The 21,471-nt window shown below is 42.0% G+C and carries 18 protein-coding genes; 3 read left to right on the top strand and 15 right to left on the bottom strand.

Going from position 1 to position 21,471, the window contains the following annotated elements:
- Positions 1 to 8 precede the first annotated feature (8 nt).
- Positions 9 to 1,409, top strand: coding sequence for a glutamate synthase subunit beta (locus tag ACP14Y_RS10845; RefSeq protein ID WP_424962978.1), 1,401 nt, complete (start codon positions 9 to 11; stop codon positions 1,407 to 1,409).
- A 23-nt stretch (positions 1,410 to 1,432) separates the two neighbouring features.
- Here ACP14Y_RS10845 and ACP14Y_RS10840 read toward each other — a convergent pair whose 3' ends face one another.
- The 6 genes from ACP14Y_RS10840 to ACP14Y_RS10815 all read right to left on the bottom strand — a co-directional run bounded on the left by ACP14Y_RS10840 (position 1,433) and on the right by ACP14Y_RS10815 (position 10,951).
- Positions 1,433 to 2,755 (bottom strand): ammonium transporter, encoded by a 1,323-nt coding sequence (locus ACP14Y_RS10840; RefSeq protein ID WP_424962977.1) that lies wholly within the window; start codon positions 2,753 to 2,755, stop codon positions 1,433 to 1,435.
- Between the two features lie 196 nt (positions 2,756 to 2,951).
- Entirely contained in the window at positions 2,952 to 3,695 is a 744-nt protein-coding gene (locus tag ACP14Y_RS10835) for a pseudouridine synthase (protein ID WP_424962976.1), read from the bottom strand.
- Positions 3,696 to 3,713: 18 nt separating this feature from the next.
- Entirely contained in the window at positions 3,714 to 4,277 is a 564-nt protein-coding gene (scpB, locus tag ACP14Y_RS10830) for an SMC-Scp complex subunit ScpB (RefSeq protein WP_424962975.1), read from the bottom strand.
- The gene (locus tag ACP14Y_RS10825; RefSeq protein WP_349565519.1) at positions 4,277 to 4,654 is read right to left on the bottom strand and encodes a TraR/DksA family transcriptional regulator; all 378 of its coding nucleotides are present in this window, start codon (positions 4,652 to 4,654) and stop codon (positions 4,277 to 4,279) included. Before ACP14Y_RS10825 ends, scpB begins: the two co-directional genes overlap by 1 nt.
- A gap of 100 nt (positions 4,655 to 4,754) precedes the next feature.
- Positions 4,755 to 8,165, bottom strand: a complete 3,411-nt coding sequence (locus ACP14Y_RS10820) for a lamin tail domain-containing protein (RefSeq protein WP_424962974.1) — start codon at positions 8,163 to 8,165, stop codon at positions 4,755 to 4,757.
- A complete protein-coding gene (locus ACP14Y_RS10815) occupies positions 8,162 to 10,951 on the bottom strand; it encodes a triple tyrosine motif-containing protein (RefSeq protein ID WP_424962973.1) in 2,790 nt (929 codons plus the stop codon). Before ACP14Y_RS10815 ends, ACP14Y_RS10820 begins: the two co-directional genes overlap by 4 nt.
- A 146-nt stretch (positions 10,952 to 11,097) precedes the next feature.
- Here ACP14Y_RS10815 and ACP14Y_RS10810 point away from each other — a divergent pair, with 146 nt between their 5' ends.
- Entirely contained in the window at positions 11,098 to 12,090 is a 993-nt protein-coding gene (locus ACP14Y_RS10810; RefSeq protein WP_424962972.1) for an aspartate-semialdehyde dehydrogenase, read from the top strand.
- 9 nt (positions 12,091 to 12,099) lie between these two features.
- A complete protein-coding gene (locus ACP14Y_RS10805; protein ID WP_424962971.1) occupies positions 12,100 to 13,293 on the top strand; it encodes a THUMP-like domain-containing protein in 1,194 nt (397 codons plus the stop codon).
- Here ACP14Y_RS10805 and ACP14Y_RS10800 read toward each other — a convergent pair.
- From ACP14Y_RS10800 to ACP14Y_RS10760, 9 genes are all read right to left on the bottom strand, one after another.
- Positions 13,274 to 15,085, bottom strand: a complete 1,812-nt coding sequence (locus ACP14Y_RS10800; RefSeq protein ID WP_424962970.1) for a tetratricopeptide repeat-containing sensor histidine kinase — start codon at positions 15,083 to 15,085, stop codon at positions 13,274 to 13,276. The two genes, ACP14Y_RS10805 and ACP14Y_RS10800, sit on opposite strands and share 20 nt — an antisense overlap.
- 41 nt (positions 15,086 to 15,126) lie before the next feature.
- On the bottom strand, positions 15,127 to 15,780 hold the full coding sequence (locus tag ACP14Y_RS10795; RefSeq protein ID WP_424962968.1) for a hypothetical protein: 654 nt from the start codon (positions 15,778 to 15,780) through the stop codon (positions 15,127 to 15,129).
- A 2-nt stretch (positions 15,781 to 15,782) separates the two neighbouring features.
- A complete protein-coding gene (locus ACP14Y_RS10790; RefSeq protein ID WP_424962967.1) occupies positions 15,783 to 16,292 on the bottom strand; it encodes a hypothetical protein in 510 nt (169 codons plus the stop codon).
- A 31-nt stretch (positions 16,293 to 16,323) separates the two neighbouring features.
- Positions 16,324 to 17,367 carry a hypothetical protein gene (locus ACP14Y_RS10785; protein WP_424962966.1) on the bottom strand — a complete coding sequence of 348 codons (1,044 nt, stop codon included), beginning with the start codon at positions 17,365 to 17,367 and terminating at the stop codon, positions 16,324 to 16,326.
- A 43-nt stretch (positions 17,368 to 17,410) separates the two neighbouring features.
- Positions 17,411 to 17,890 (bottom strand): hypothetical protein, encoded by a 480-nt coding sequence (locus ACP14Y_RS10780; protein WP_424962965.1) that lies wholly within the window; start codon positions 17,888 to 17,890, stop codon positions 17,411 to 17,413.
- On the bottom strand, positions 17,880 to 18,437 hold the full coding sequence (locus ACP14Y_RS10775) for an RNA polymerase sigma factor (protein WP_424962964.1): 558 nt from the start codon (positions 18,435 to 18,437) through the stop codon (positions 17,880 to 17,882). Before ACP14Y_RS10775 ends, ACP14Y_RS10780 begins: the two co-directional genes overlap by 11 nt.
- Positions 18,438 to 18,566: 129 nt before the next feature.
- On the bottom strand, positions 18,567 to 18,971 hold the full coding sequence (locus tag ACP14Y_RS10770; RefSeq protein WP_424962963.1) for a hypothetical protein: 405 nt from the start codon (positions 18,969 to 18,971) through the stop codon (positions 18,567 to 18,569).
- Between the two features lie 11 nt (positions 18,972 to 18,982).
- A complete protein-coding gene (menE, locus tag ACP14Y_RS10765) occupies positions 18,983 to 20,473 on the bottom strand; it encodes an o-succinylbenzoate--CoA ligase (RefSeq protein WP_424962961.1) in 1,491 nt (496 codons plus the stop codon).
- A gap of 6 nt (positions 20,474 to 20,479) precedes the next feature.
- Positions 20,480 to 21,469 (bottom strand): 3-oxoacyl-ACP synthase III family protein, encoded by a 990-nt coding sequence (locus ACP14Y_RS10760; RefSeq protein WP_424962960.1) that lies wholly within the window; start codon positions 21,467 to 21,469, stop codon positions 20,480 to 20,482.
- Positions 21,470 to 21,471: the final 2 nt, after the last annotated feature.

The raw sequence follows: 21,471 nt of genomic DNA, 5'->3' as shown, positions 1-21,471 counted from the left end.
TAAGCAGTATGGGAAAACCAACAGGATTTTTAGAATATACCCGAGAGCTTCCTTCAAAGGAGGATGTTCAAGCACGTGTAAAATCATACACGGAATTCGAGTACACTTTTCCGGAGGAGAAAACAAAGGAACAAGCTGCCAGATGCATGGATTGCGGCGTGCCATTTTGCCATTCGGGTTGTCCGCTAGGAAATAAAATTCCGGACTTCAATGATGCCGTCTACAATCAGGAGTGGGAAGAAGCATGGCAAATACTCAAGTCCACAAACAATTTTCCAGAGTTTACCGGAAGGATCTGTCCTGCCCCCTGTGAGGGATCCTGTGTATTAGGCATTAATCAACCTCCTGTAACTATCGAGCATATTGAGAAATCCATAGCTGAAAAGGGGTTTGAATTAGGCTTGGAAAAAGTAAGGAAACCGACGCTCTCAACAGGCAAAAAGGTAGCGATCGTCGGCTCAGGACCTGCCGGACTTGCTGCAGCGGATCAATTAAATCAAGCCGGGCACTCTGTGACCGTTTTCGAGCGTGATGAAGCTATTGGAGGATTGCTGCGATATGGAATCCCGGATTTTAAGCTGGAAAAGCGAATCGTAGAACGTCGGGTATCCATTTTAAAAAAAGAGGGGATCACCTTTAAAACAAAAGTGAACGTTGGCTTTGACATTACTGCCAAAGAATTGGATAAGACTTTTGATGCCATTGTTTTATGCGGGGGGAGCACCATCCCAAGGGATTTAGACATTCCTGGAAGAAATCTTGAGGGTGTTCATTTTGCAATGGAATTTCTCACACAACAAAATAGAGAAGTAGCCACAGGTCAATCACCCAAGAATAAAATCTCAGCGGAGGGTAAAGACGTAGTGGTCATTGGCGGTGGTGATACAGGCTCAGATTGTGTTGGTACTAGCAACCGTCAGGGGGCTAAATCGATCACCCAAATAGAGATCATGGACAAACCCCCAATGGAGCGACTTGAGGACAATCCCTGGCCTGAGTGGCCTATGGTGCTCCGGACATCAACATCCCATGAGGAAGGGTGCGATCGCAAATGGGCGATCATGACTAAGGAATTCAAGGGTAAAAAAGGTCAGCTTACGGGACTACAAGTGGTTGAGGTGGCTTTTGAAAATGGTAAAATGAAGGAGCAATCAGGATCGGAAAAGATCATTCCAGCACAGCTGACACTCATTGCGGCAGGGTTTGTTCACCCGCAAAAGGAAGGCTTACTTTCTCAGCTTAAGTTGGAGCTTGACTCACGTGGAAATGTCTCAACCAAAAACTTTCAATCCAGCAGCAAAAAAGTATTTGCAGCTGGCGACATGCGAAGAGGCCAATCACTTGTTGTTTGGGCTATCGCTGAGGGAAGAAAAGCTGCAGAAGCGGTGAACAGATTTTTAAATAAATAAAAAAACCCCTTTCGGGGTTCCTTTTAAGTTAGGTCAGTTACCATTTCTCTTTCAATGGTGATATGCTGTTCACCATGATATCCAATGTCCATTCCTTCCAATTCCAGATCCTTTGTGATTCGAGCACCTTTTGTAAAGAGTGCTACAATTTTATAAACAACAAATGTCCCAACTGCGGAATACACGATGGTAGCACCTACAGATTTTAATTGTATCAATAGCTGACCTGGATTACCATAAAGTGCTCCAACTCCAGAGGGGTCAATCGCGGGATTTGCTAAAACCCCGGTAAGTAGTGCGCCAGCGATTCCCACCAACCCATGCATACCAAAAGCATCCAGCGTATCATCATGACCGAAATATGCTTTAAGTTTTACAACTCCCAGGTAGCCTACAACACTGCTGATAATACCTATCACAAGTGCTCCAGGTACGCTTACAAATCCTGCAGCTGGTGTAATACCAACCAACCCGCATATAGCCCCGGATGCCACACCAATCAGGGTAGGTTTTTTGATGATTACCATCTCGATGATTAACCAAACAACCCCAGCGGTACACGCAGCAATATTGGTCACCATGAGCGCATTTGCCGCTAGAAAATTTGCTCCATAAGCACTACCTCCGTTAAAGCCGAACCAACCAAACCATAGAAGAGCTGATCCTAAAATCATAAATTTTATAGAAGAAGGTTTCCGCTCTTCATGCAGATTCATTCTTCTGCCAACTAAAAGTGCGAGTACCAGCCCTGAAACTCCTGCGTTGATATGAATTACCGTTCCTCCCGCAAAGTCCAGGTCTCCATGAAGAAATCCTTCGGAACCCCATACCCAGTGACAGATAGGTGCATACACTACTACTATCCATAAAATAGCAAACCAGATCCATGACGAGAACCGGATACGTTCAATGACCGATCCACTTACAATAGCCACCGCAATAGCCGCGAATGTTCCCTGAAATGCCACATCCAATATTTTTGGAATATTTGCTCCATCGACTATATCAGTTATCGCAATATTTTTTAACAAAACATAATCCAGTCCACCTATGAAACCATTACCATCGGCAAAAGAGAGCGAGTAGCCAATGATCACCCACACCAGCGTGCCGATCAGGAAGGAAACATAGCTCATCCCCACGGTATTGAGCACGCTTTTATGTTGAGTAAGGCCTCCGTAGAAGAGCGCCAGTCCAGCTGGTGTCATCAACATTACCAATGCAGTCGCCATTAACATCCAGGCTGTATTACCTGTATCAACAGCCCCATTCTGGGAAAAACTTAGCATGGGAAGTAAAAGAATGATTAAAAAAGCTGGTAATTTCTTCCTGAATTGGTAATTCATAGCAAAAATGGATTAAAATTAAACTATAAAAGTACCTATTTACTGAATTAACTATAAGTCTGGGTACAAAATAATCCTTATTTTGATTGATTTTTGCAAATCATCCATTTATTGGATAATACTACACCCTCTTTTCTAAAAGAGAGTCCACTTTCACCTACATTATTGAAAATTTCGCAAAGATTTTAGTGAAGAGCTATTTAATGCCCTTCAGGCCCATTACTTCTTTGGGGCTGAGGTGTCTGAATTTTCCTCTGGGTAGGTTTTTCTTTGTCAGTGAGGCGAACATCACTCGATCTAACTTTTTAACATCATAACCAAGGTGCTCAAAGATTCTTCGCACGATTCGATTTCGGCCAATATGGATTTCCACACCAAGAACTTTATTATCTTCTCCCAGAACGGCCATCTCATTTACAACAGCCGGTCCATCGTCTAGCTCCACCCCATTCAATATGGAATCAAAATCTGCCTTAGTTATTGGCTTATCCAGCTCAACCTGATAAATCTTCTTGACTTTGTGCGATGGATGCGTGAGTTTCTTTGCTGTTTCACCATCATTGGTAAATAACAATAGACCAGTTGTTTCTTTGTCCAGCCTACCCACAGGGTAGATTCGCTCTTCACATGCCTTCTCCACTAGCTCCATTACCGTCCGCTTGGCATGGGGATCCTTAGTAGTAGTGACAAAACCCCGTGGTTTATTCAATAGAATGTACTGATGGGTCTCAGACTTAAGCTTTCTTCCCTTATACTCAACTGTATCGGTACGCTTAACCTTATAACCCATCTCGGTCTTCACTTTGCCGTTGACCTTAATTCTCCCCTCCGCAATCAGGTTATCAGCCTCTCTTCTGGAGCACACGCCTGCGTTAGCGATGTATCGATTCAATCGAATTTCAGCCGGCTTTTTCGTTTCCTTCTTGTTGGGACGCTTCATAATGTCTTACGACAGGTGTTATTCCTTTTCTTCACCAATTGTATTCTCCTCTTCAGAGGTGAAGTCTTTTGGTGTAGGTAGTTCTTTAAGGTCGTTGATCCCAAAGTAATCCATGAATTTTTGGCTGGTGCCATATAATAACGGCCGTCCAACCCCTTCTGATTTACCTTTGATTTCTACAAGCTCTTTTTCAAGTAGCTTTTGAATGGAGTAGTCACAGCTTACCCCTCTAATTTGCTCTGCTTCACTTTTGGTGATGGGTTGTTTGTAGGCAATGATGGATAAGGTTTCCAAAGCTGAATTCGAAAGACGTTTTTTGGATTGCTGTTTTAGCAGGATACCAATACTGGCCTGATAGGCTGGTTTTGTCAGAAACTGGTAGCCACCTCCTGATTTAACCAACTCCATTGCAAAGTCATCATCTTTGAACTTCTCTTCAATTTTGCTTAAGCCATCCGAGATATCATCAATAGGTACATCTGCATCAAACATCTCTTTGAGGCAGTCCTGTATCTCATCTTCGGTAATCGGCTTGGGTGAACAAAAAACAAGAGCCTGAATATGGTTTGCCAAATAATCCATTAAGGCTTTCTATTCAGCTTGGCGTCAATGCTCTGCGTCGTGTGAGGTACCGCTCTAAGTCGCTCTTTTGATATTAGTTTTCCTGTGTCTACGCAAATACCATAGGTTCCGTTCTTAATTCGAACCAATGCATTTTCCAGGTTATTGATAAACTTCTGCTGTCTTCCGGCAAGCTGGCTCAATTGCTCTTTTTCTGCAGTGTCAGCGCCATCTTCCAGGGTTTTTACTGATGAAAAATTATCGCCACTATCATCGGATTCTCTGGTGAGTGATGCCTTTAGCGTATTCAGCTCCTCCTTAGCTTTCTCAAGTTTTTGAAGAATCAGATCCTCAAACTCTTTTAGCTCTTCGTCAGAATATCTCGTCTTTTCGCTCATGGCAGGTGATATTTAAATTCCTATAACGTAAAAATCAAGCGAAAATACTCACCTTGATGCACAATAAATAATTGGATAAATCCAAAATGAGAATTTCGCATTAAAAATCTCTTCCAACAACCACGGTCTCTTTGATGGTTTCGGAATTGCCTTTACTATCATAAATCTCAAATATGATAAGATAGTAACCCATGCGAGCCATTTTTCCATCGTTGGTATCACCGTCCCAACGAAGAAATCCAGATGTACTCAATAGCGCACCTTGTGCTAAGTTTTTCACTAAACGACCCGTTTGATCATAAATGTTTACGTTGGCAAACTGACCGGGTTCATCCAATTGGTAATTGATAGTAGTGAAATCTCTACCTGTGCCTGCATTCCCCGGGATGAATACCTCAGGATCTGCACTTACCTTACCAGATGAAATTTCAGCTGAAAAGGATTGAGAATTTAAATAGCCAGGGGTTGCGAACCCCTCGGTACTAGCAGCAGACCGCCAGTTGTCTTCATTGTTTAGTTGAGAAAAAGAGACCCTTTCCAGTGAAACTCCGTCTACACTTTCCAAAAGATCATAATGAAAATCTTCATTGTAGGTAAATTCATCTTTGATTTCGGAATCCTTATCAAGAATTAAAACGATCCCTTCATCATTTGGATAGGATGGTAAAGAGGTCATCTCGATGAAGTTTTCCGCACGCCCCTTTGGGTAGTTAGATAACAAAGTATTTCCATCCCTGGTTAAAACAAGGTATTCTCCGGGTTCAATAACCAACTCTTCGCTTGAAATGACTCTTTCTTCCTCCACAACATCATCCGTTTTTCTGGCTAATTGCCAATTTTTTAAGCTGATGAATTTTTCAGAATCATTATAGATTTCGACGAAATCCACACCATTCGTTCGTGGGTTAAAAAGCACCTCACTCAGCTTGATTTCATCATTTACTGCATCAACAGGCAATGCAAATAATTGCTCATTGTCATCAACCACATTGCCGTTGCAATCGCTAATTCCTGAAACCTTTAGGATATAAGGAATGTCCTCTTCCAGTTCAGATGAAAGTTTCACATAAACAGATCTGGGCTTATCCGCCAACATGAATGACCCTACAATCTCCAGACTCGGATTGAAATCAAATGTAGCATTTTGGGTACTTGCAGGATCAATTTTTTCATCAAATACAAGGTTGATCGTGTCCACTGAAATTGCTGTTACCCGAGTCAAATTTGGAGGCATATTGTCAGGCACACTTTGTGGGTTACTCACAGCATTTTCTCCCCCCGGCGTTCCTCCGGATGCGGCAGTGGAGCTACGCCAATTGGCACCACTTTCAAGACAAGGGTTGGTTATATCCACCATTTCAAGAGAATATCCACCATCTTTCTTATCAGCATCGTGCCAGCTTGGGGTATAATTAATGGAAAATATCAGCTCTGAGTTGTAAGCAAGCGTAAGTTTCTCCCCGGAATTGTTGAGACTGTTGGAAAAAAAGCCAGACACCCCAACAGCATCCGTAAACTCTGAAACACCACTATTGCTGGTTAAGATTTTATAGGATGTAGGTTGAATATTAAAGCTTGGTAATTCGATCGTATTTGTCGCGTCTGTCAAGATCATACCTTCAGTAGATATCACGTCTTCGGTTGCGTTGTAAATCTCAATCCACTCGACCTCAGGTAAGCCTACCGAAGGATCTTCGTCCGCATAGATTTCTGTGATTATTAGTTCGTTGAACTCAGGTGATCTTCCAAAACTGAACGAAATGGTGGTCTCTTCCAATGCATTTCCTGCGCAATCCAGCACATTCGAAACGGATATGTCATAGGTTTCTCCCAATTCAACAGACTCGGTGAAGGTGATCTCAACGGACGTTGGATTAGGCTGCTCAACGAGAATTTCATCTATCGTCAAGCCACCTGAAATAACATAAGAACCTGAAGTAAGACTTGCAGGGTCCATGATTTCAGAGAAATTAATGACTAAAGATGTGGTGAAACTGGAGGACGTGATGGTAGGAAGTGTGGTGTCTGGTGTATCATCAAATACCGAGTTTAGAGCGCCGGGAGTGCCTCCGGAAGGATCTATTGAAAGGATATAGCTATCTATTGAAAGACATAGGTCGTTGGGATTTATCAATTCAGTGGAGACTCCACTTTCCGAATTCTGAAAACTGAGTTGATGAATGACTGTGCCCACTGAATTAGCAATTATGATGTCATCTCCAGAATTATTCAGCGCAGGAAACGAGCTGATTTCTAATACCTCCCCAAAACCAGTGAATAGAGCTCCATTTCCCGATGAGGTTAGAATCAAAAACTCATCAGGTCTCAAGGTGGCGGAAGGAAAGCCTGAGGATGGGCCTGCAGCGTCACTCACCGTCCAGTTCTCGAGGTTGATAAACTTTTCTGAGCGATTGAATATCTCTACATATTCCTCGTTAGGCAACCCCGACTCTTCACTTGGTGCCGCCATAAATTCATTGATCACTATATCCAGTTCGGTTGCCTCCTCAAACACCAAATACTCAAACATTTCCTCGCTATTGCTGGCTATAGCGTTTCCATTTTCATCCTCGACATTATTAATAGTAAGTGTGTAGGTTGTTCCGTTTGTAAGTGGATCGACGGTGAGATGAACCAATGAGGAGTTAGAAATATCTCGATCTGCGGTGCTAATGGAGATACCCCCATCTATCATATAATTGCCCACCACCTGCGCGGTGGTTTCATTAACTGGTTCACTGAATTGAACATCTACTTGGGTATCTGAAATAGGAGTGACAGATTGTATTGTAGGGGGAGAGGTGTCCAGAACTGGTGTCACAGTTCCTGAGAAGTCATCAAAATGAAAACCATTGTCTCTAGAGTTCGCAGTGTACCTGACTTGAACTCCAAAGAAAGAAGAAGAACTATAAGTGTCATCAGTAACAGTCCCCTGACTAGTTGAGTTAACTTCCAACTCCCATAAACCAATCTCAGATCTACTAACTGTGATATTGACAAAATCCTGCGAGGTTAGCTGCTGAATTGACCCAGATAAAGAAAGCTCACTAGTAGAGCTTCCGTCTTGACGAAATAGTCTCACCTCATTAACATCTGAATCAGGATACCTTAACTCAACATAATAGCCATTTAAATTTCCATTCAAGTCTGAAGAACTACTCATCAAATAAACTCTGGATGTATTGTTCGAATTAGTTGAAGCAGAACCAGGTTGAGAAAATCCCAATCTAAATCTAAAGTTCCATTCTGCTGTAGAGGATGATAGATCCAGGTTATCAACAGTACTTAGGTAGAGCAATCTGGTGCCAGAGCCCATGTCAAGATTTTGACTCCTTAGCTGATTGTCTACCTCCGATATTTCAAAAGGATCATCTACTCCAAAACTGCTAGAGCCTGCCCAAGTCGGGCTGACACTAAAATCTCCATCACTAAAGTCATCTGTTACTTGAGAGTATCCAATGCTGACTAACCCATAGAGAATACAAAAACAAATGACCCTATTACTAATCACAACTTAGTCGCTTCTGATGTGCCTGAGATTTTTAATCCCCCATCCAAAATAAGTTTCCTCAACACCCATTCTAGTGGGAATATCATGAGTGCAATGCCCGCATCTATAAGGAAATCAACCACTGGTGTGCTTTCAATATCTAAAAACGCACTAATTATCGCCTGCATGAATTGAATAATCACTACAAGCGTGAGTATACTTAAGCCATGTTTTATGAAACGATTGAACGGTTTAGACTCGTCCAGCCGGGAGGTAATACCTATAATCAAAGCAAGAATAAGCGCCTGAACTGCGTAAAACCATGGCTGCTGCCAGTATGGTGTGTCTACTGTAAAACTCAACAACGTATCTTCCTCAATTTGCCCCAAAGCATCCCTAACCTTTACATCAAGTTGATACTCACCCGGAGGCAAATAACTGTAATCGATCAGGTTAGCGTGCGTCCATTTAGACCACTCATCTGTAAGTCCGCTCAGTCTATACTGATACTCTGGATTTAGCAATCCTACATAGTCGGGCTTTAGCAATTCAATGCTCAGCATGTTTTGATCATGAGAAAGATTTAACTGCTCATCAATTCGCAATTCACCGGCTTTTCCTACCAGTCGCTTTACAAAAATGGAATAGGACTGATGAAATTCCGGGATTTGTTTTGCGTCATATGCTAGCAACTGATTATCATCTGTAATGAGCCAGTAGCGATCAAGCTGCTCATCATAGTTTATATACTTTAGGTTGGGAAACACGCCCAAATATTTGAATTCCTGAACACTGCCATCTGGAAGCAAAAGCTGCCATATTTTACCATTGTAAAGCCAAACCCTACTCTTTTCATTGTGAATATGATGATGAGGAGAACCCAATTCCTTCTTCAATTCCAGATCTATGACGATTCGATCCAACTCCCGGTCCAATCGGAAATATCCCTGAGAGTTAATGAAATATAATTTTCCGGAATGCTCCCAAATGCTTAGCTCATCATAATACCGATTATTGATCTCATAACTATGTTCGATCAGAAAGCCTTCCTCTGAAAACACACCTTGATAAATGTGAGTGGTACCTGCTAACCAAACCTCCCCAAGATGATCCATGTAAACATTTAGAATAACGTCCTCAAAATAAGAGCTTGAAATCTCAGTCCATATGTTATTGATCAAATCATAATGCTTCAGCATCCCTCTCTCAGTACTAATCAGAAGCTGATTTGACCCTGGTACTGCATAGGCGTACTTCACTGGGTGATTGATCACAAGCTGAGCTGAATTTTTGTCAATTTCGTATATCCCCGTATGGCTCGTCGCGAGTATTCGATCTTTCGTTTCAATCAATTGGCGAAACTTCCCATCCGTATCCGGCACGTGATGAAACTGATAACTGACTCCTGTCACCACCTTCTCGACACGCCGTACATATTTGTATTTGTCTTCTTCTTTCTCTCTGTTATCTGAACGTCCCTTCTGCTCCTCTTCGTTTGAAGAAAATATCTTCTTGAAAAATCCTTTTTTCTCCTCTTCCTGATTGCTTTCCTGCGCACGATCCTTTTTCTTAAAAAGACCACTAAGAAACCCTCTCTTTTTTCCTTTTTTCTCCTGAGGCTCTTCTTCTTTCTCTTCTTGAGATTTCTCCTCTTGCTGGACTGCTTGCTTTGGTGTGGTTCTTCTTTCTTTCTTTGGCTCCTTTCTTATTTGCTGCACATAAACCCTACTACGATAGGAGGTGTCTTTTGAAAAATAGTACACACCTAAACTGGTATTTATCCAGAGATCATCTTTTAGACGTTGTGCTTCTATAAGATTTCCTTCAAGGCCGGGGAAGTTGGTATAGCTGTAAGCGGGAAAAAGAGGTGCAATACGGGTTAATCCAAATTCATGAGCCACCCATACTCCCTGATTTTCATCCGCATATAAATCATGGATTTCGTTATCGGGCAATCCAGAGTGGTAATCCGTTACCTCGAAATAGTTTGAATCACTAACATGCAAAAAGAATACGCCAGACTCAATCGTAGAACATGCGACCAGTGAATCGTTTACCCATTCCAAATCAGTGATAGCAACCTCTGCTTCCTGCAACCTTTCATAATGATGGTGAGGCTTAACCTCATCTCCTTGTTTGACAAACAGGCCACCTTCCAAATCCACAGAAAATTCGCTCATTCCATCCGGAGAGGGCAAAATGATCCCCCAGAGTTTATCTGGATTTGTAAGGCTGTCAATTTGATTTGAACTCACAGTAATCAATGTTTCATCGTAGGTATTGATGTGAAGCTTCTCATCATTGACATACCCATTCAAAAAATCACCGGTTAGCAAATTCTCTACTTCATCTGTTGAGGGCGTGTACTGATACAGGTTTTTATCACTCAGGAAATATATCCGGTCATCCATCGCGAATGTTTGCAGAAAGTGATCAGAAAGTGAGTCACTATCAACAATTGGTACATAACCATAAGTATTCGATATAAAATCCAGCTTCCCAAACCCACCAAGGCATCCCACATATACAACATTACTTGAGGATACCGCTAAAGAAAGCGCTGATGAGTTGGTTCGATAGAAATTCCATTCATTCCCATCATATTTCAATACACCGAACCGATTGGCTATACAGATAATCCCATTTTTGTCGGCAGTGATTTCGAAATTGATATTATCAATCTCCGAGTGCTTTGGTGAGTGATGGGTCAAAATAAAGTCGCCCGTCTGGGCTATCGTAAGCTGGCAAAAAATGCTCGCAACAAGAAGAAAGAATGCTCTATGCAGAAGGTGAAATTTTGATGGCATACTTTTTAGAATTTTTGGATCGGATGTGCATTTCTGAATTGTAAAAGAAACTTTTCAGACAGAATGAAGTTCCGACACGTTATTTCATCAACTCATAAAAGTAGTAGTTTTGCATGACAATCATTATTCACATCGTTTAAGCTAATATGAAGGTTGCAGTAGTAGGGGCGAGTGGGCTGGTAGGCCAGAAGATGCTCCAAATAATGTCTGAAAGAAATTTTCCTGTTGAAGAACTTTTGCCAGTTGCATCTGAGCGGTCGGTGGGGAAGAAAATTAACTACAATGGAAAAGAATACACCATTCTTTCCATGGAGGATGCTATTTCAGCTAAACCAGATATTGCTCTGTTCTCTGCGGGGGGAACCGTATCACTAGAGTTTGCCCCAAAATTTGCCGAGGCAGGAACAGTGGTGATTGACAACTCATCTGCATGGCGTATGGATGCCAGTAAGAAGCTGATTGTTCCTGAGGTGAATGGGGACGTACTGCGAATTGATGATCGCATCATCGCTAATCCCAACTGCTCCACCATTCAAATGGTAGTAGCACTCAAACCTCTTCATGATGCATTCCAGATCAAAAGGATCGTAGTTTCTACATATCAATCTGTGACCGGATCAGGTAAAGGAGCTGTTGATCAGCTGGAGGGAGAACGAGCGGGTAAAGACATTAAAAAGATATACCCCCACAAAATCGATATGAATGCACTACCTCATATAGATGTGTTTCAGGAAAACGGATACACCAAAGAAGAAATGAAAATGGTGAATGAGACCATGAAAATTATGGGAGATGATTCCATAAAGGTGACTTCTACATGTGTCCGAATCCCAACCATTGGTGGTCATTCAGAAGCTATCAATGTCGAATTTGAAAATGAATATTCGCTGGAACAGGTGCATTCCATTCTGTCCAAGGCGCCAGGCGTGACAGTTGTAGATGATCCTGCAAAAAATGAATACCCAATGCCTTTGAATGCTCATGATAAGGATGATGTATTTGTTGGAAGGATCAGAAGAGATGAAACTCAACCAAAGACACTTAATCTGTGGGTGGTATCTGATAATTTGAGAAAAGGCGCAGCTACCAATACGATCCAGATTGCCGAGTATATGCTGGAGCATAGTTTGGTTTACTAACTACCTGCAATGACGTCACGAATAGATTTTCTTACTCAGCCAGAGGTAAAAGAATTTATTCGTGAAAATGTGAATGTTGATCCCAACAAACTCATTCTAAATCCGCCAGCAGCTTTTAGAGCGAACATCAAAGAGATCGCGGGTCAAATTCTGTCCAGACAGAAAGCAAAAGGCAAACTGGATAGCTGGGCTTCAAACTTTGACATAATCATGCCACCACCACTTTCCATCGAGCAGGCATCCTCTGAAGCAACCAGTCATTACAAAGGAAAATTACTCACCGGTGATCATCTCATAGATCTTACCGGAGGAATGGGCATTGATTGTCTTTCCTTAAGTGAGTCATTCAAGCGAACTACTTATTTAGAACGGGATTCTGACCTTTGCGAGGTGTTTAGCCACAATTTAAAAGCACTGAACAGAAAGATTGAGGTCATAAACTCGAATGCGAACGACTATTTAGAGGCCCATTCGTTTGACAAGAATAAAACCATGGTCTATATGGATCCAGCAAGAAGAGATCCAAATAAAAACCGGGTTTTTCGAATAGAGGACTGTTCACCGAATCTGATCGAATTGATGTCTGCTTTAAGCAAAAATGCATCACAGGTATTGGTTAAGTACTCTCCACTTTTGGATATCAGCTCTCTCACCAATGCAATCGAGCACATAAAAGAGCTCCATGTAGTTTCGGTGAAAAATGATTGTAAAGAACTTCTTCTCCTAATAAACTTCTCCTCCACTAATGACCCCCAAATCAAATGTGTTAACCTCGAATCGAATCAGTCGGTATTTTCATTTTCTATGCAGGAGGAGCATTCTGCTTCACCTGTTTATGGGGATTACAGGCCGTTCGTTTACGAGTCAAATAGCTCAATAATGAAGGCTGGGGCTTTCAATCAAGTTGCGGAGGTTTATGATGTCATTAAACTGGCGAATAACACACATTTATATACATCAGATAAAATGATCGAATCTTTTCCGGGGCGGATCTATCGCATTATTGATACGGTCAATAAACAATCGATCAAAACGTACGCTACTAACGGCAAGATCAATGTAATCACCCGCAATTACCCATTAAGCCCTCAAGAACTGAAGAAAAAATGGAAGTTGAGGGATGGTGGAAAATATTATCTTCTTGCGTTCAGAGATCGGAGCAATAAACCTCAGATGGTTATTGCTACTCGTTTTGATGATTGAAAATAATTCGAAAAACAGATCCCTCTTCCTTTACACTTTCTACCTCTATCTTGCCTCCAAGGCCTCTCACAAAGTCATGACATAGCGCCAAGCCTAGTCCGTTTCCACGCTCCCCTGCAGTTCCATCTGAACTCTCAAGTCCTCCGGTAAAGAGTTTTTCTTGCTTTTCTTTCGACATTCCGACACCATCATCAATTACCTCAATCACTTTCGTACTTTCACCTTTTATACAATTGATCTCCACCCTGGAATTTGGATTGGAAAACTTTATGGCATTCACCACAAGATTGCGAAGCAAAACCCTGATTATTCCCGGATTAGAATGAAGGTAAAAGCCGAAAGCAGCCTCATACTGCAATTCGATTTGTTTTCCTTCCAATCGCTCCTTTAGCTCAGACTCCAACTCCTCTATCACGGGGTGTAACGAAAAATTTTCCTTAGCTAAATTTTCTCCCTCCATTTGTCCTTCTGCCCAAAGAAATATGTTATTCAAAAGGTTGATCAAGTTTGAGGTTTTTTCTTTTACCTCCGGCAAGAGTGGTTCGATCTCCTCTTTACCAATGAGCTTTTGATTGAACATTTCTATCACAGAGGATACTGACTGAATCGGTGATTTAAGATCATGAGAAACTATGGCAAAAATTTTGGCCTTGAACTTATTCAAGTCTTCAAGCTTTCGTTTACGAATGCCTAATTCACGCACGACCATCACAATGATAGCAATCAATATCGCTGCAATGACCAGGGCTACCACTAATCCCTGAATAATTAGCTGCCGCTGATCCGCCAGCTGCTTGTTAAGCTTGTTTTTGGATTCCAGCACTCGTACCTGAAAAAGTCGCTGATAGTAGGATAAAAGCTCCAACTCATTGATAGTATTAACACTTTGCACACTATCGAGGTATTGCTCGTGCAGAAGCTCCATTTCGTAGGCATCCTCAAATTGATTTACTGCTCCATAGCACCGAGACAAGGTTTTACTGGTGATATAGATCAGTTCCTTCACTCCACTTTCCAGGGCCATACTAAAAGCATCTTTGGCTTTTATAAGTGCGGACTGATATTTACCTCGTGATCGATCCAATTCTGCCTGAAGCTGGTTTGCCCGGATAATTCCTCGTTTGCTGTTGAACTCCTGCGCATTAGCCATCGTGAGCTGAACGAGCGAATCAGCCTTTTGAAGGTTCCCCTGTTTATAATTCAGCTCCGCCTGATTGAAAAAATAAATTGAATGCAAATGCTCAAATTGTGGATCGAGGTAATCAAATGCTTTCATCAAATAATGATTTGCAGAATCATAATAGCTGAGGTCCAGGAAAGCTTTTCCAATGTTATTATTCACCGCAAAAAGACGAAAAGTATCATTTAATTTCTCCTGGATAGCTAGCTCAGATCGATAGTATCCAATGGCATCCAAGTCCAACCCCGACGCAGCATAAACATTTCCGATATTTCCCAGGTTTTTCGCTATTACTTCTTCAAAATCATTTAGCTCCGAGATTTGAAGGGATGCCTGAAGTTGTTCAAGTGCCTCCATTGGATTGCCAAGTGACCAATGTGCACTACCCACTCGATTAAGTGCAACAGCAATTAATGAATCATTTTCAGAGTCCTTGGCAAGATTGTGTGCCGTTTGAGCAAGTTCAAGGCTTTCTTGCGGTTGGTCATAAACAAGAGAATCACATTGCCTGATAAGCCTATCAACCTCCTTCGAATAATTGATCCTTTGTGCCCATCCAGTGGATGTAAAACACAGGACGTAGCATGTGAATAAGTGAATGGTGAGTTTCACAAAGAAGAATATTTTGATTCTGCTACCAAAGATAGTGCTAATCAGAATCTTCCAAACCGGAAGCTGATCATAGCTGTGGTGCCTGAAACATCTTCATCTTCTACATTTTCCAATTCTGTGCCAGATACATATCGATAGGTCATACCAGCACCCAGTCTGAAATATTTTGTAATGTTGAATTCTACCTCTATACCTGGCTCTGCTACAAAGAACACCGTGTTTTCTACAGCAAATTCTGAATCGGCCGGATTGTTAATGAAAAAATCTTTGTCGACCACTTCGAGCGATCCGGCACCAAGTATGATCGGAATACTAATGTGTATCAATTCTCGTGGCGCAATGGTGCCTCCAATCAAGACTCCTCCATATCCTCCATGCAAATTCAATTGCTTCACTTCCGATTGTCCTGGAACAGTCCCTTCAAACTCTACATTCGTGACTAGTCCATACCCTGCCACACCAAAAAGATACCGACGGTTTATAATGAAACCACCATATGCTCCTACTAACAAACCTCGCTCACCTTTCAGATCACCAACTTTGAGATCTGCCGCACCAAAGGCATTAAGATCGTTCTTTTTGCTGAGCAACGATTTTACTTCCTCGTCCTTTGGGTCATTCGTATCCATGTACCGCTGCGCAAATGTGAACGAACCAGCACTAAGAATCAGAAATATGAAAATAATCTTTCTCACCACTAGAAGACGTATTTAAATGAAATGGCTGCATCCCAAAAACGAGCTTTGGTGTGTCTCATACCAATAAAATTGAAATATGGTTTGATGTCAAAGCCGAAGGTAGCTGGTACTTCGAGCCAACGGTATTCAATGCCCAAACTGGCATCCACTCCCATGGTGAAAAAACTCTTTGATTCGTAGATGAATTCATCACCTGCAGCATTGGATAACGTTTTTGAAATGTCATCGAATTTTTCATATCCCACATGACCACCTATTCCATAGTGCAGATAAAAGCGATCGTTGAATGAAAACTCCATCGGTTGATGAAACAGATAGGTAGCGGTGTATTGCATCCCCTCATTTCTTCCGCTAAGGATCATCTCCACTGCCTCGTCCTCTGTCACAAACTTTTTGAACGTAATACCGGAGGTGTGTCCAAGACGAACACCGCCTGACTTTTCATACAGTTGCTGAGCTGCTGAACTGATCGAAATCAGCGCAAAAATTGAGCAAAGAAAGATTTTCATGGGTTTCCGGTGGTGACGGTGCATGTAGTTTTTAATCTCGATCTACGAAAATAGGAGTTTCTTTAATGGCAACAATTAGTTCACCTCCATCAGCTTCGATAAGCAGCTGACTGTGACGGGTGTTGGTATTTCCTACGAAACCAGAAAGTGATATTTTATCTTCATCCGCAAATTGCTGTTTTTGCATGGTCAGCATGCTATTGGGTAAGATCATTCGATCTTCAGGTCCCTTGATGTATGTTTTAATATATGAAGCCTGATTAAGCACTAAATTGATATCAGTAGACTTCCCGGTGATGTCTATGCTGTTAAAGTCTTTTACGATTCTGCTAAGAAAGATGTCTCCATAACTGAAGTCTAATCTGGCTGAACCTCTTAGAAGGTCAGAGGTTAAGTCAGTAAATGATCCTTCACACATAATCTCCTGGGCATCCAGAAGGTGGATTTTATCATTTCTAGAGTTCAGCTGAATTCTATCAATCTTATCAACACGAATTTCCGAACTGCCACTTTCAATATTCAAGTTGATGGCTTCATCCACTCTAACCTCTGCACCTCGAAGTGTGAAAATCCCGTCCTTCAATTTTCCAAAGGAAGCCTTACCAAAGCTATGCTTTAAATTCAATGAGGCAGTTAGATTGTTGGCTTTAATATCTCCATGAGATATGTCCAAATCGACCCTTCCTTCGATATTGGCCATGTATAGGTCTCCAAACTTATTTTCAACACTTAACATGACATTTTTGGGCAGCCAAACCTGATAATCAACCTTGAGTTTGTTGCTCCCCATTGCTCCTTCGACCTCACTGACTACATTCCCGAAAAAACCCCCTGAGCTTCCAATTTCGGTCACAGCCGAGATCACGCTCCCAACTTTTCTAAACTTCACATCTACACGCGACATGGATTTCGCCACAGCCGATGAATTCTTTCCTTCGGCCCTTACCAAGACTTCAAATCTAACAGAGTCATGCTCCCACGTCCGCACGATTACTTCTCCGTATTTGCTCACCACCTCTACCTTGGCATTGTCTGGTACAGCAAATGAGCGCTTAAAATCACGCTCTTGCCTCACCTGAGCCAATAGGGAGCTTGCAATAAAAAAAGCAATCAATATGTTAAAGCACTTCTTCACTCTTTTCTTTCTCCAACTCGTTTAAAATTTCTTCCAGTATTTGAAGCTTGAGGCGATAATTTTCCATCATCGCAGTAATCACCTCCTCATTATCCACATTTTCATTGAGGTCTGCTTTCAGATCTGCAAAGGCTTTATCCATTTCCTCCAGATCTTTTAGAATCTGATCATCTTCCAACTGATTTTTGATCAAGATGACCTTTTGATTGATTTCTCCTTCGTAGTAATTTTCTAACTCTGCTACTTCATTACTACCCGATTGTTGGTTATTTACAACAAAAACAGACCCGCCGAGTATCAAGGCAAAACATGCTGCTATGCCAACTGCTTGCCATGGGTTTCTCCTTTGAGATTTCTGATTAATCTTCCCAGAAAGGTTTTCCCACTCCTTATCACTATCAAAAGGATATATCTCAAACTCTTCCCTGCCGTTTTCTATATGTTCTTTTAAACTATCCCGCATTTTGTCCCCTTTCTTCTGCTAATATTTTTCTAATTCTCGCTTTTGCTTTGCAATACTGAGCCTTTGATGCTGACTCTGAAACTCCTAAAATCTGACCAATTTCTTTGTGATCATATCCTTCAAACAGATACAGATTCAACACCGTTTTACAGCCTTCAGGCAACAAGTCAATGACTGACATGATCTGTGATGCCTGAAACTGGGCATACTCAAAGTCATCTTCCTCTTCCTCAACAAAATCAGCATTCTCCTCAAGCTGAGCAGTATCCAATTTCTTTTTGCGAATGGCATTGATGCAATTGTTAATCACAATTCGCTTGATCCATGAGCTAAATGTATTCACTTCCCTCAGCGATGGCAGCTTCTGAAAAGCATCAATAAATGACTCCTGAAGTAAATCCTTCGCCTCTTCTTCATCACCCATCATCCGTCGGCAGATATTATACATCGCCTTGGCATAGAGGCCATAAAGTGACGACATAGCCGTCTGGTCTCCCTGTTGACTCTGAATAATCAGGTGCTTATGGATGGTCTGTGTGGTGCTCACGATCTATGTAAAGACAATGCCTTTTTTCAAAGGTTTCTCAATGGCAGAAAAAATCTGTTGATTCTCTGCAAACTTAGGTGATATACGCTTTACGCAGGAGCAAGGTTGATTTGGCTTTTGCAGGAAGGCCTACATGGACTTAAGCCACTCCTTGGCTTCTCCCAGAGTTTTAAAGTGCTGAGTGGTGAATTCCCCACCTATTCGAGAGCTTTCAATTTTCTTGATGGAGATTTTGTTTAGTGCATTGTCTCCAACAATGACAGCAGATGTTCGAAAACCCTTTGAGTAGGCCATTGGATACCACTCCTGGGCAAGCCACGCCTGGTTTTCTTTACTGACCACCGATGCATTTCGATTATCAGCGATCACCATACTGGTATTATTCTCAACCAATAAGTCTAGTGCGAAATTACAAGCCTCTTGAAATTCTTCTGGTTTGGAAAAACCATTCCAGACAAGCCTAATACAGTTTGGATCCTGCTCATGATAGATTTTGCAGTGGTTTTTATCATACTTTAGAGAAGATGTTGACATAAGCTATGTATTTACAATGATTTCAACTTTTTCCTGTCAATCTTCCCGCTTTCAGTCTTAGGAATTTCATCCACCAACTCCACATGTTTGGGAATCTTGAACTTCGCCAGCTTTCCGGCACAAAAATCGAGTATATCGTCCTTAGTCAAGGTTGCTGAACGCCCCACAACTATCGCCTTGCCAACCTCCCCCCATCGCTCATCCGTGACACCAATTACTGCCACTTCATGGATTGATGGATGTGTCTGAAGTAATTTTTCCACTTCTGCCGGATACACATTTTCTCCCCCGGAGATAAACATATTTTTGATTCTGTCCTTCACATAAAAATACCCTTCCTCGTCCCGAACCAGGATATCTCCTGTTCGGAACCATCCATCAGTAAAAGCTTCTTTGGTCGCCTCCTCATTGTTCCAATATCCGGGAGTCACCACCGGGCCGTTTAGCCACAACTCGCCTTCTTCTTCCCCTTTCGCCTCAGTGCCATCTTGCTTCATGAGTTTCACATCTACAAAAAAATTAGGCGTACCAATTGATCCAATTTTCCGCATCGCATCATCGTGATGGAGGGAATAAATATTCGGACCGACTTCCGTCAGCCCAAAACCCTGACGGATTGGGACGCCCTTCGACTCCCACAACTCAATCAGAGGCAAAGGCATTGCCTCACCACCAACGATAAAATAACGAACTGACTCCATATTAGCTTCACCAAACGACTCATCATCGGCCATCATCTTGAGCATGGTAGGAACACCCATAAATAAAGTAGCCTCCTCGTCTTCCAATAATTTCAGTACCGTAGCTGCATCAAATTTTCTAAGCAGAGTAAATGAACCTCCTTGTAGTAAAAATGGTATTAGCAATACGTTCCAGCCTCCTGTATGAAAGGGCGGCATACAAATGACTGTATGATCCCGAGAGGTTACATCTAGTCGTATTTGTGTATTGATAGCGTTCCAAAAAGCCATTTTATAGGAATAGATCGCGCCTTTTGGGAAGCCTGTGGTGCCGGAAGTATAAATAATGAAAAGTGGATCATCATCTTTAATGTCATTGGGAATAAACTCTTCATGACCTAAAACCTTAGAAAGCTCTGAAAAGAGATCCTGCATATCCCAACGAATGGATGGCTTATGTTCCAACTCATTGGTATCTATCAATGAGCTAAACTTTTCTTCCGAGATCACCATTTTTGGCTCACAATTGTTCACCATGTAGCAAACCTCCCTTGACGACAGTCGATAGTTTAACGGAACTATGATGAACCCCAGTTTCATAGCTGCTCCTAAAAGCACAATGTATTCCAGCCTAAACTCAGACAATACCGCAACCCGATCACCTGGCTGGATGCCCTCAGTCTGCAATCGTTTCGCCAGGTAATTGGAAAGATTGTTGAGTTGGCGATAGGTGAGATTATCGCCAGTTTCAGCATCCGAAACAGCCACTTTTATGGGAGCATATTCAGCCCATCGTTTTATCCAGTCTTTTCGAAAGCTCATAGCGCTTTAAAATCTAAATGCAGCACTGGCAAATGCAAGTCCACCACCAGAACCAATGAAATAGATTAAATCTCCTTTTTTTACTTTCCCAAGCTGGACCGCTTCATCCAACGCCATTGGGATACAGGCTGATCCGGTATAACCGTATTCGTGCATCACCGTATGTGCCATATCCCGATGCAGTCCTAGCTTGTCTAGTGTTGCCCAAATGCTATTGATATTGATCTGGGTAAACATGAACTGATCTACATCCTCCACTTTAGTTCCTGATCTTTTTGCCAGCTCATAAGCCATATCAGACCACACATCAGGATTCAATTCACTTGGAAAGCGCTTGACGAATTTTAAGAGGTGATCTTTATTTTCAACCACCTCTTGTGTTATGGGCTGAAAGGTGCCTCCAGCATAAATTCCCATCCAATCACAGTATTCCCCTTTGGTTCTAAGTTCGCTGGCCAGATAGCCTGTGTCGGTCTCTTCCGTGGATGATAAGATTACTGCTCCTGCGCCATCAGCAAACAAATTGCAGGTCTTCTTATCAAGCTTATTGAGGTATTTGCTCATCGCGTATGCCCCGATGACCATCACCTTATTGTAGTTTTCGTCTGCTTTGATGTACTTGACAGCCGTATCCAGGCCAATGACAAATCCAGCACAAGCAGAATTGAGATCAAACGTCCCGGCATTGGTCATGCCCATTTTATGCTGAACCTTGGATGCTGTTGATGGTGAGATGTATTCAGGTGTATCTGTGCAAACAATCAGCAAGTCGATATCTTCCGGCATCAAACCCGCACGCTCCAGATTTACTTTTGCAGCTTCGATGCAGAGGTCGGCTGTTGACTCATCCTCATCGCACCATCGACGGTTTCGAATATGCACATTGGCTTCCAGCCACTCCGAAACATTCTCCCCTAAAATTTCATCAAAATAGGTATTTGGGATAATGTTTTTGGGAACATACATCCCGGTTGAAATGATTCTGGCGTTTCTCATAT

This window comes from Ekhidna sp., assembly GCF_965247405.1.
GTDB lineage: Bacteria > Bacteroidota > Bacteroidia > Cytophagales > Cyclobacteriaceae > Ekhidna.
The sequence above is the reverse complement of the archived record's forward strand: the minus strand, read 5'-3'. Positions and strand labels throughout refer to the sequence as shown.

Coding starts and splice junctions, on each gene's coding strand:
- ACP14Y_RS10845 (WP_424962978.1), top strand. CDS start 9: ATGGGAAAACCAACAGGATTTTTAGAATATACCCGAGAGCTTCCTTCA.
- ACP14Y_RS10790 (WP_424962967.1), bottom strand. CDS start 16,292: ATGAAAATCTTTCTTTGCTCAATTTTTGCGCTGATTTCGATCAGTTCA.
- ACP14Y_RS10810 (WP_424962972.1), top strand. CDS start 11,098: ATGAAGGTTGCAGTAGTAGGGGCGAGTGGGCTGGTAGGCCAGAAGATG.
- ACP14Y_RS10760 (WP_424962960.1), bottom strand. CDS start 21,469: ATGAGAAACGCCAGAATCATTTCAACCGGGATGTATGTTCCCAAAAAC.
- ACP14Y_RS10840 (WP_424962977.1), bottom strand. CDS start 2,755: ATGAATTACCAATTCAGGAAGAAATTACCAGCTTTTTTAATCATTCTT.
- ACP14Y_RS10805 (WP_424962971.1), top strand. CDS start 12,100: ATGACGTCACGAATAGATTTTCTTACTCAGCCAGAGGTAAAAGAATTT.
- ACP14Y_RS10825 (WP_349565519.1), bottom strand. CDS start 4,654: ATGAGCGAAAAGACGAGATATTCTGACGAAGAGCTAAAAGAGTTTGAG.
- scpB (WP_424962975.1), bottom strand. CDS start 4,277: ATGGATTATTTGGCAAACCATATTCAGGCTCTTGTTTTTTGTTCACCC.
- ACP14Y_RS10835 (WP_424962976.1), bottom strand. CDS start 3,695: ATGAAGCGTCCCAACAAGAAGGAAACGAAAAAGCCGGCTGAAATTCGA.
- ACP14Y_RS10815 (WP_424962973.1), bottom strand. CDS start 10,951: ATGCCATCAAAATTTCACCTTCTGCATAGAGCATTCTTTCTTCTTGTT.
- ACP14Y_RS10770 (WP_424962963.1), bottom strand. CDS start 18,971: ATGTCAACATCTTCTCTAAAGTATGATAAAAACCACTGCAAAATCTAT.
- menE (WP_424962961.1), bottom strand. CDS start 20,473: ATGAGCTTTCGAAAAGACTGGATAAAACGATGGGCTGAATATGCTCCC.
- ACP14Y_RS10780 (WP_424962965.1), bottom strand. CDS start 17,890: ATGCGGGATAGTTTAAAAGAACATATAGAAAACGGCAGGGAAGAGTTT.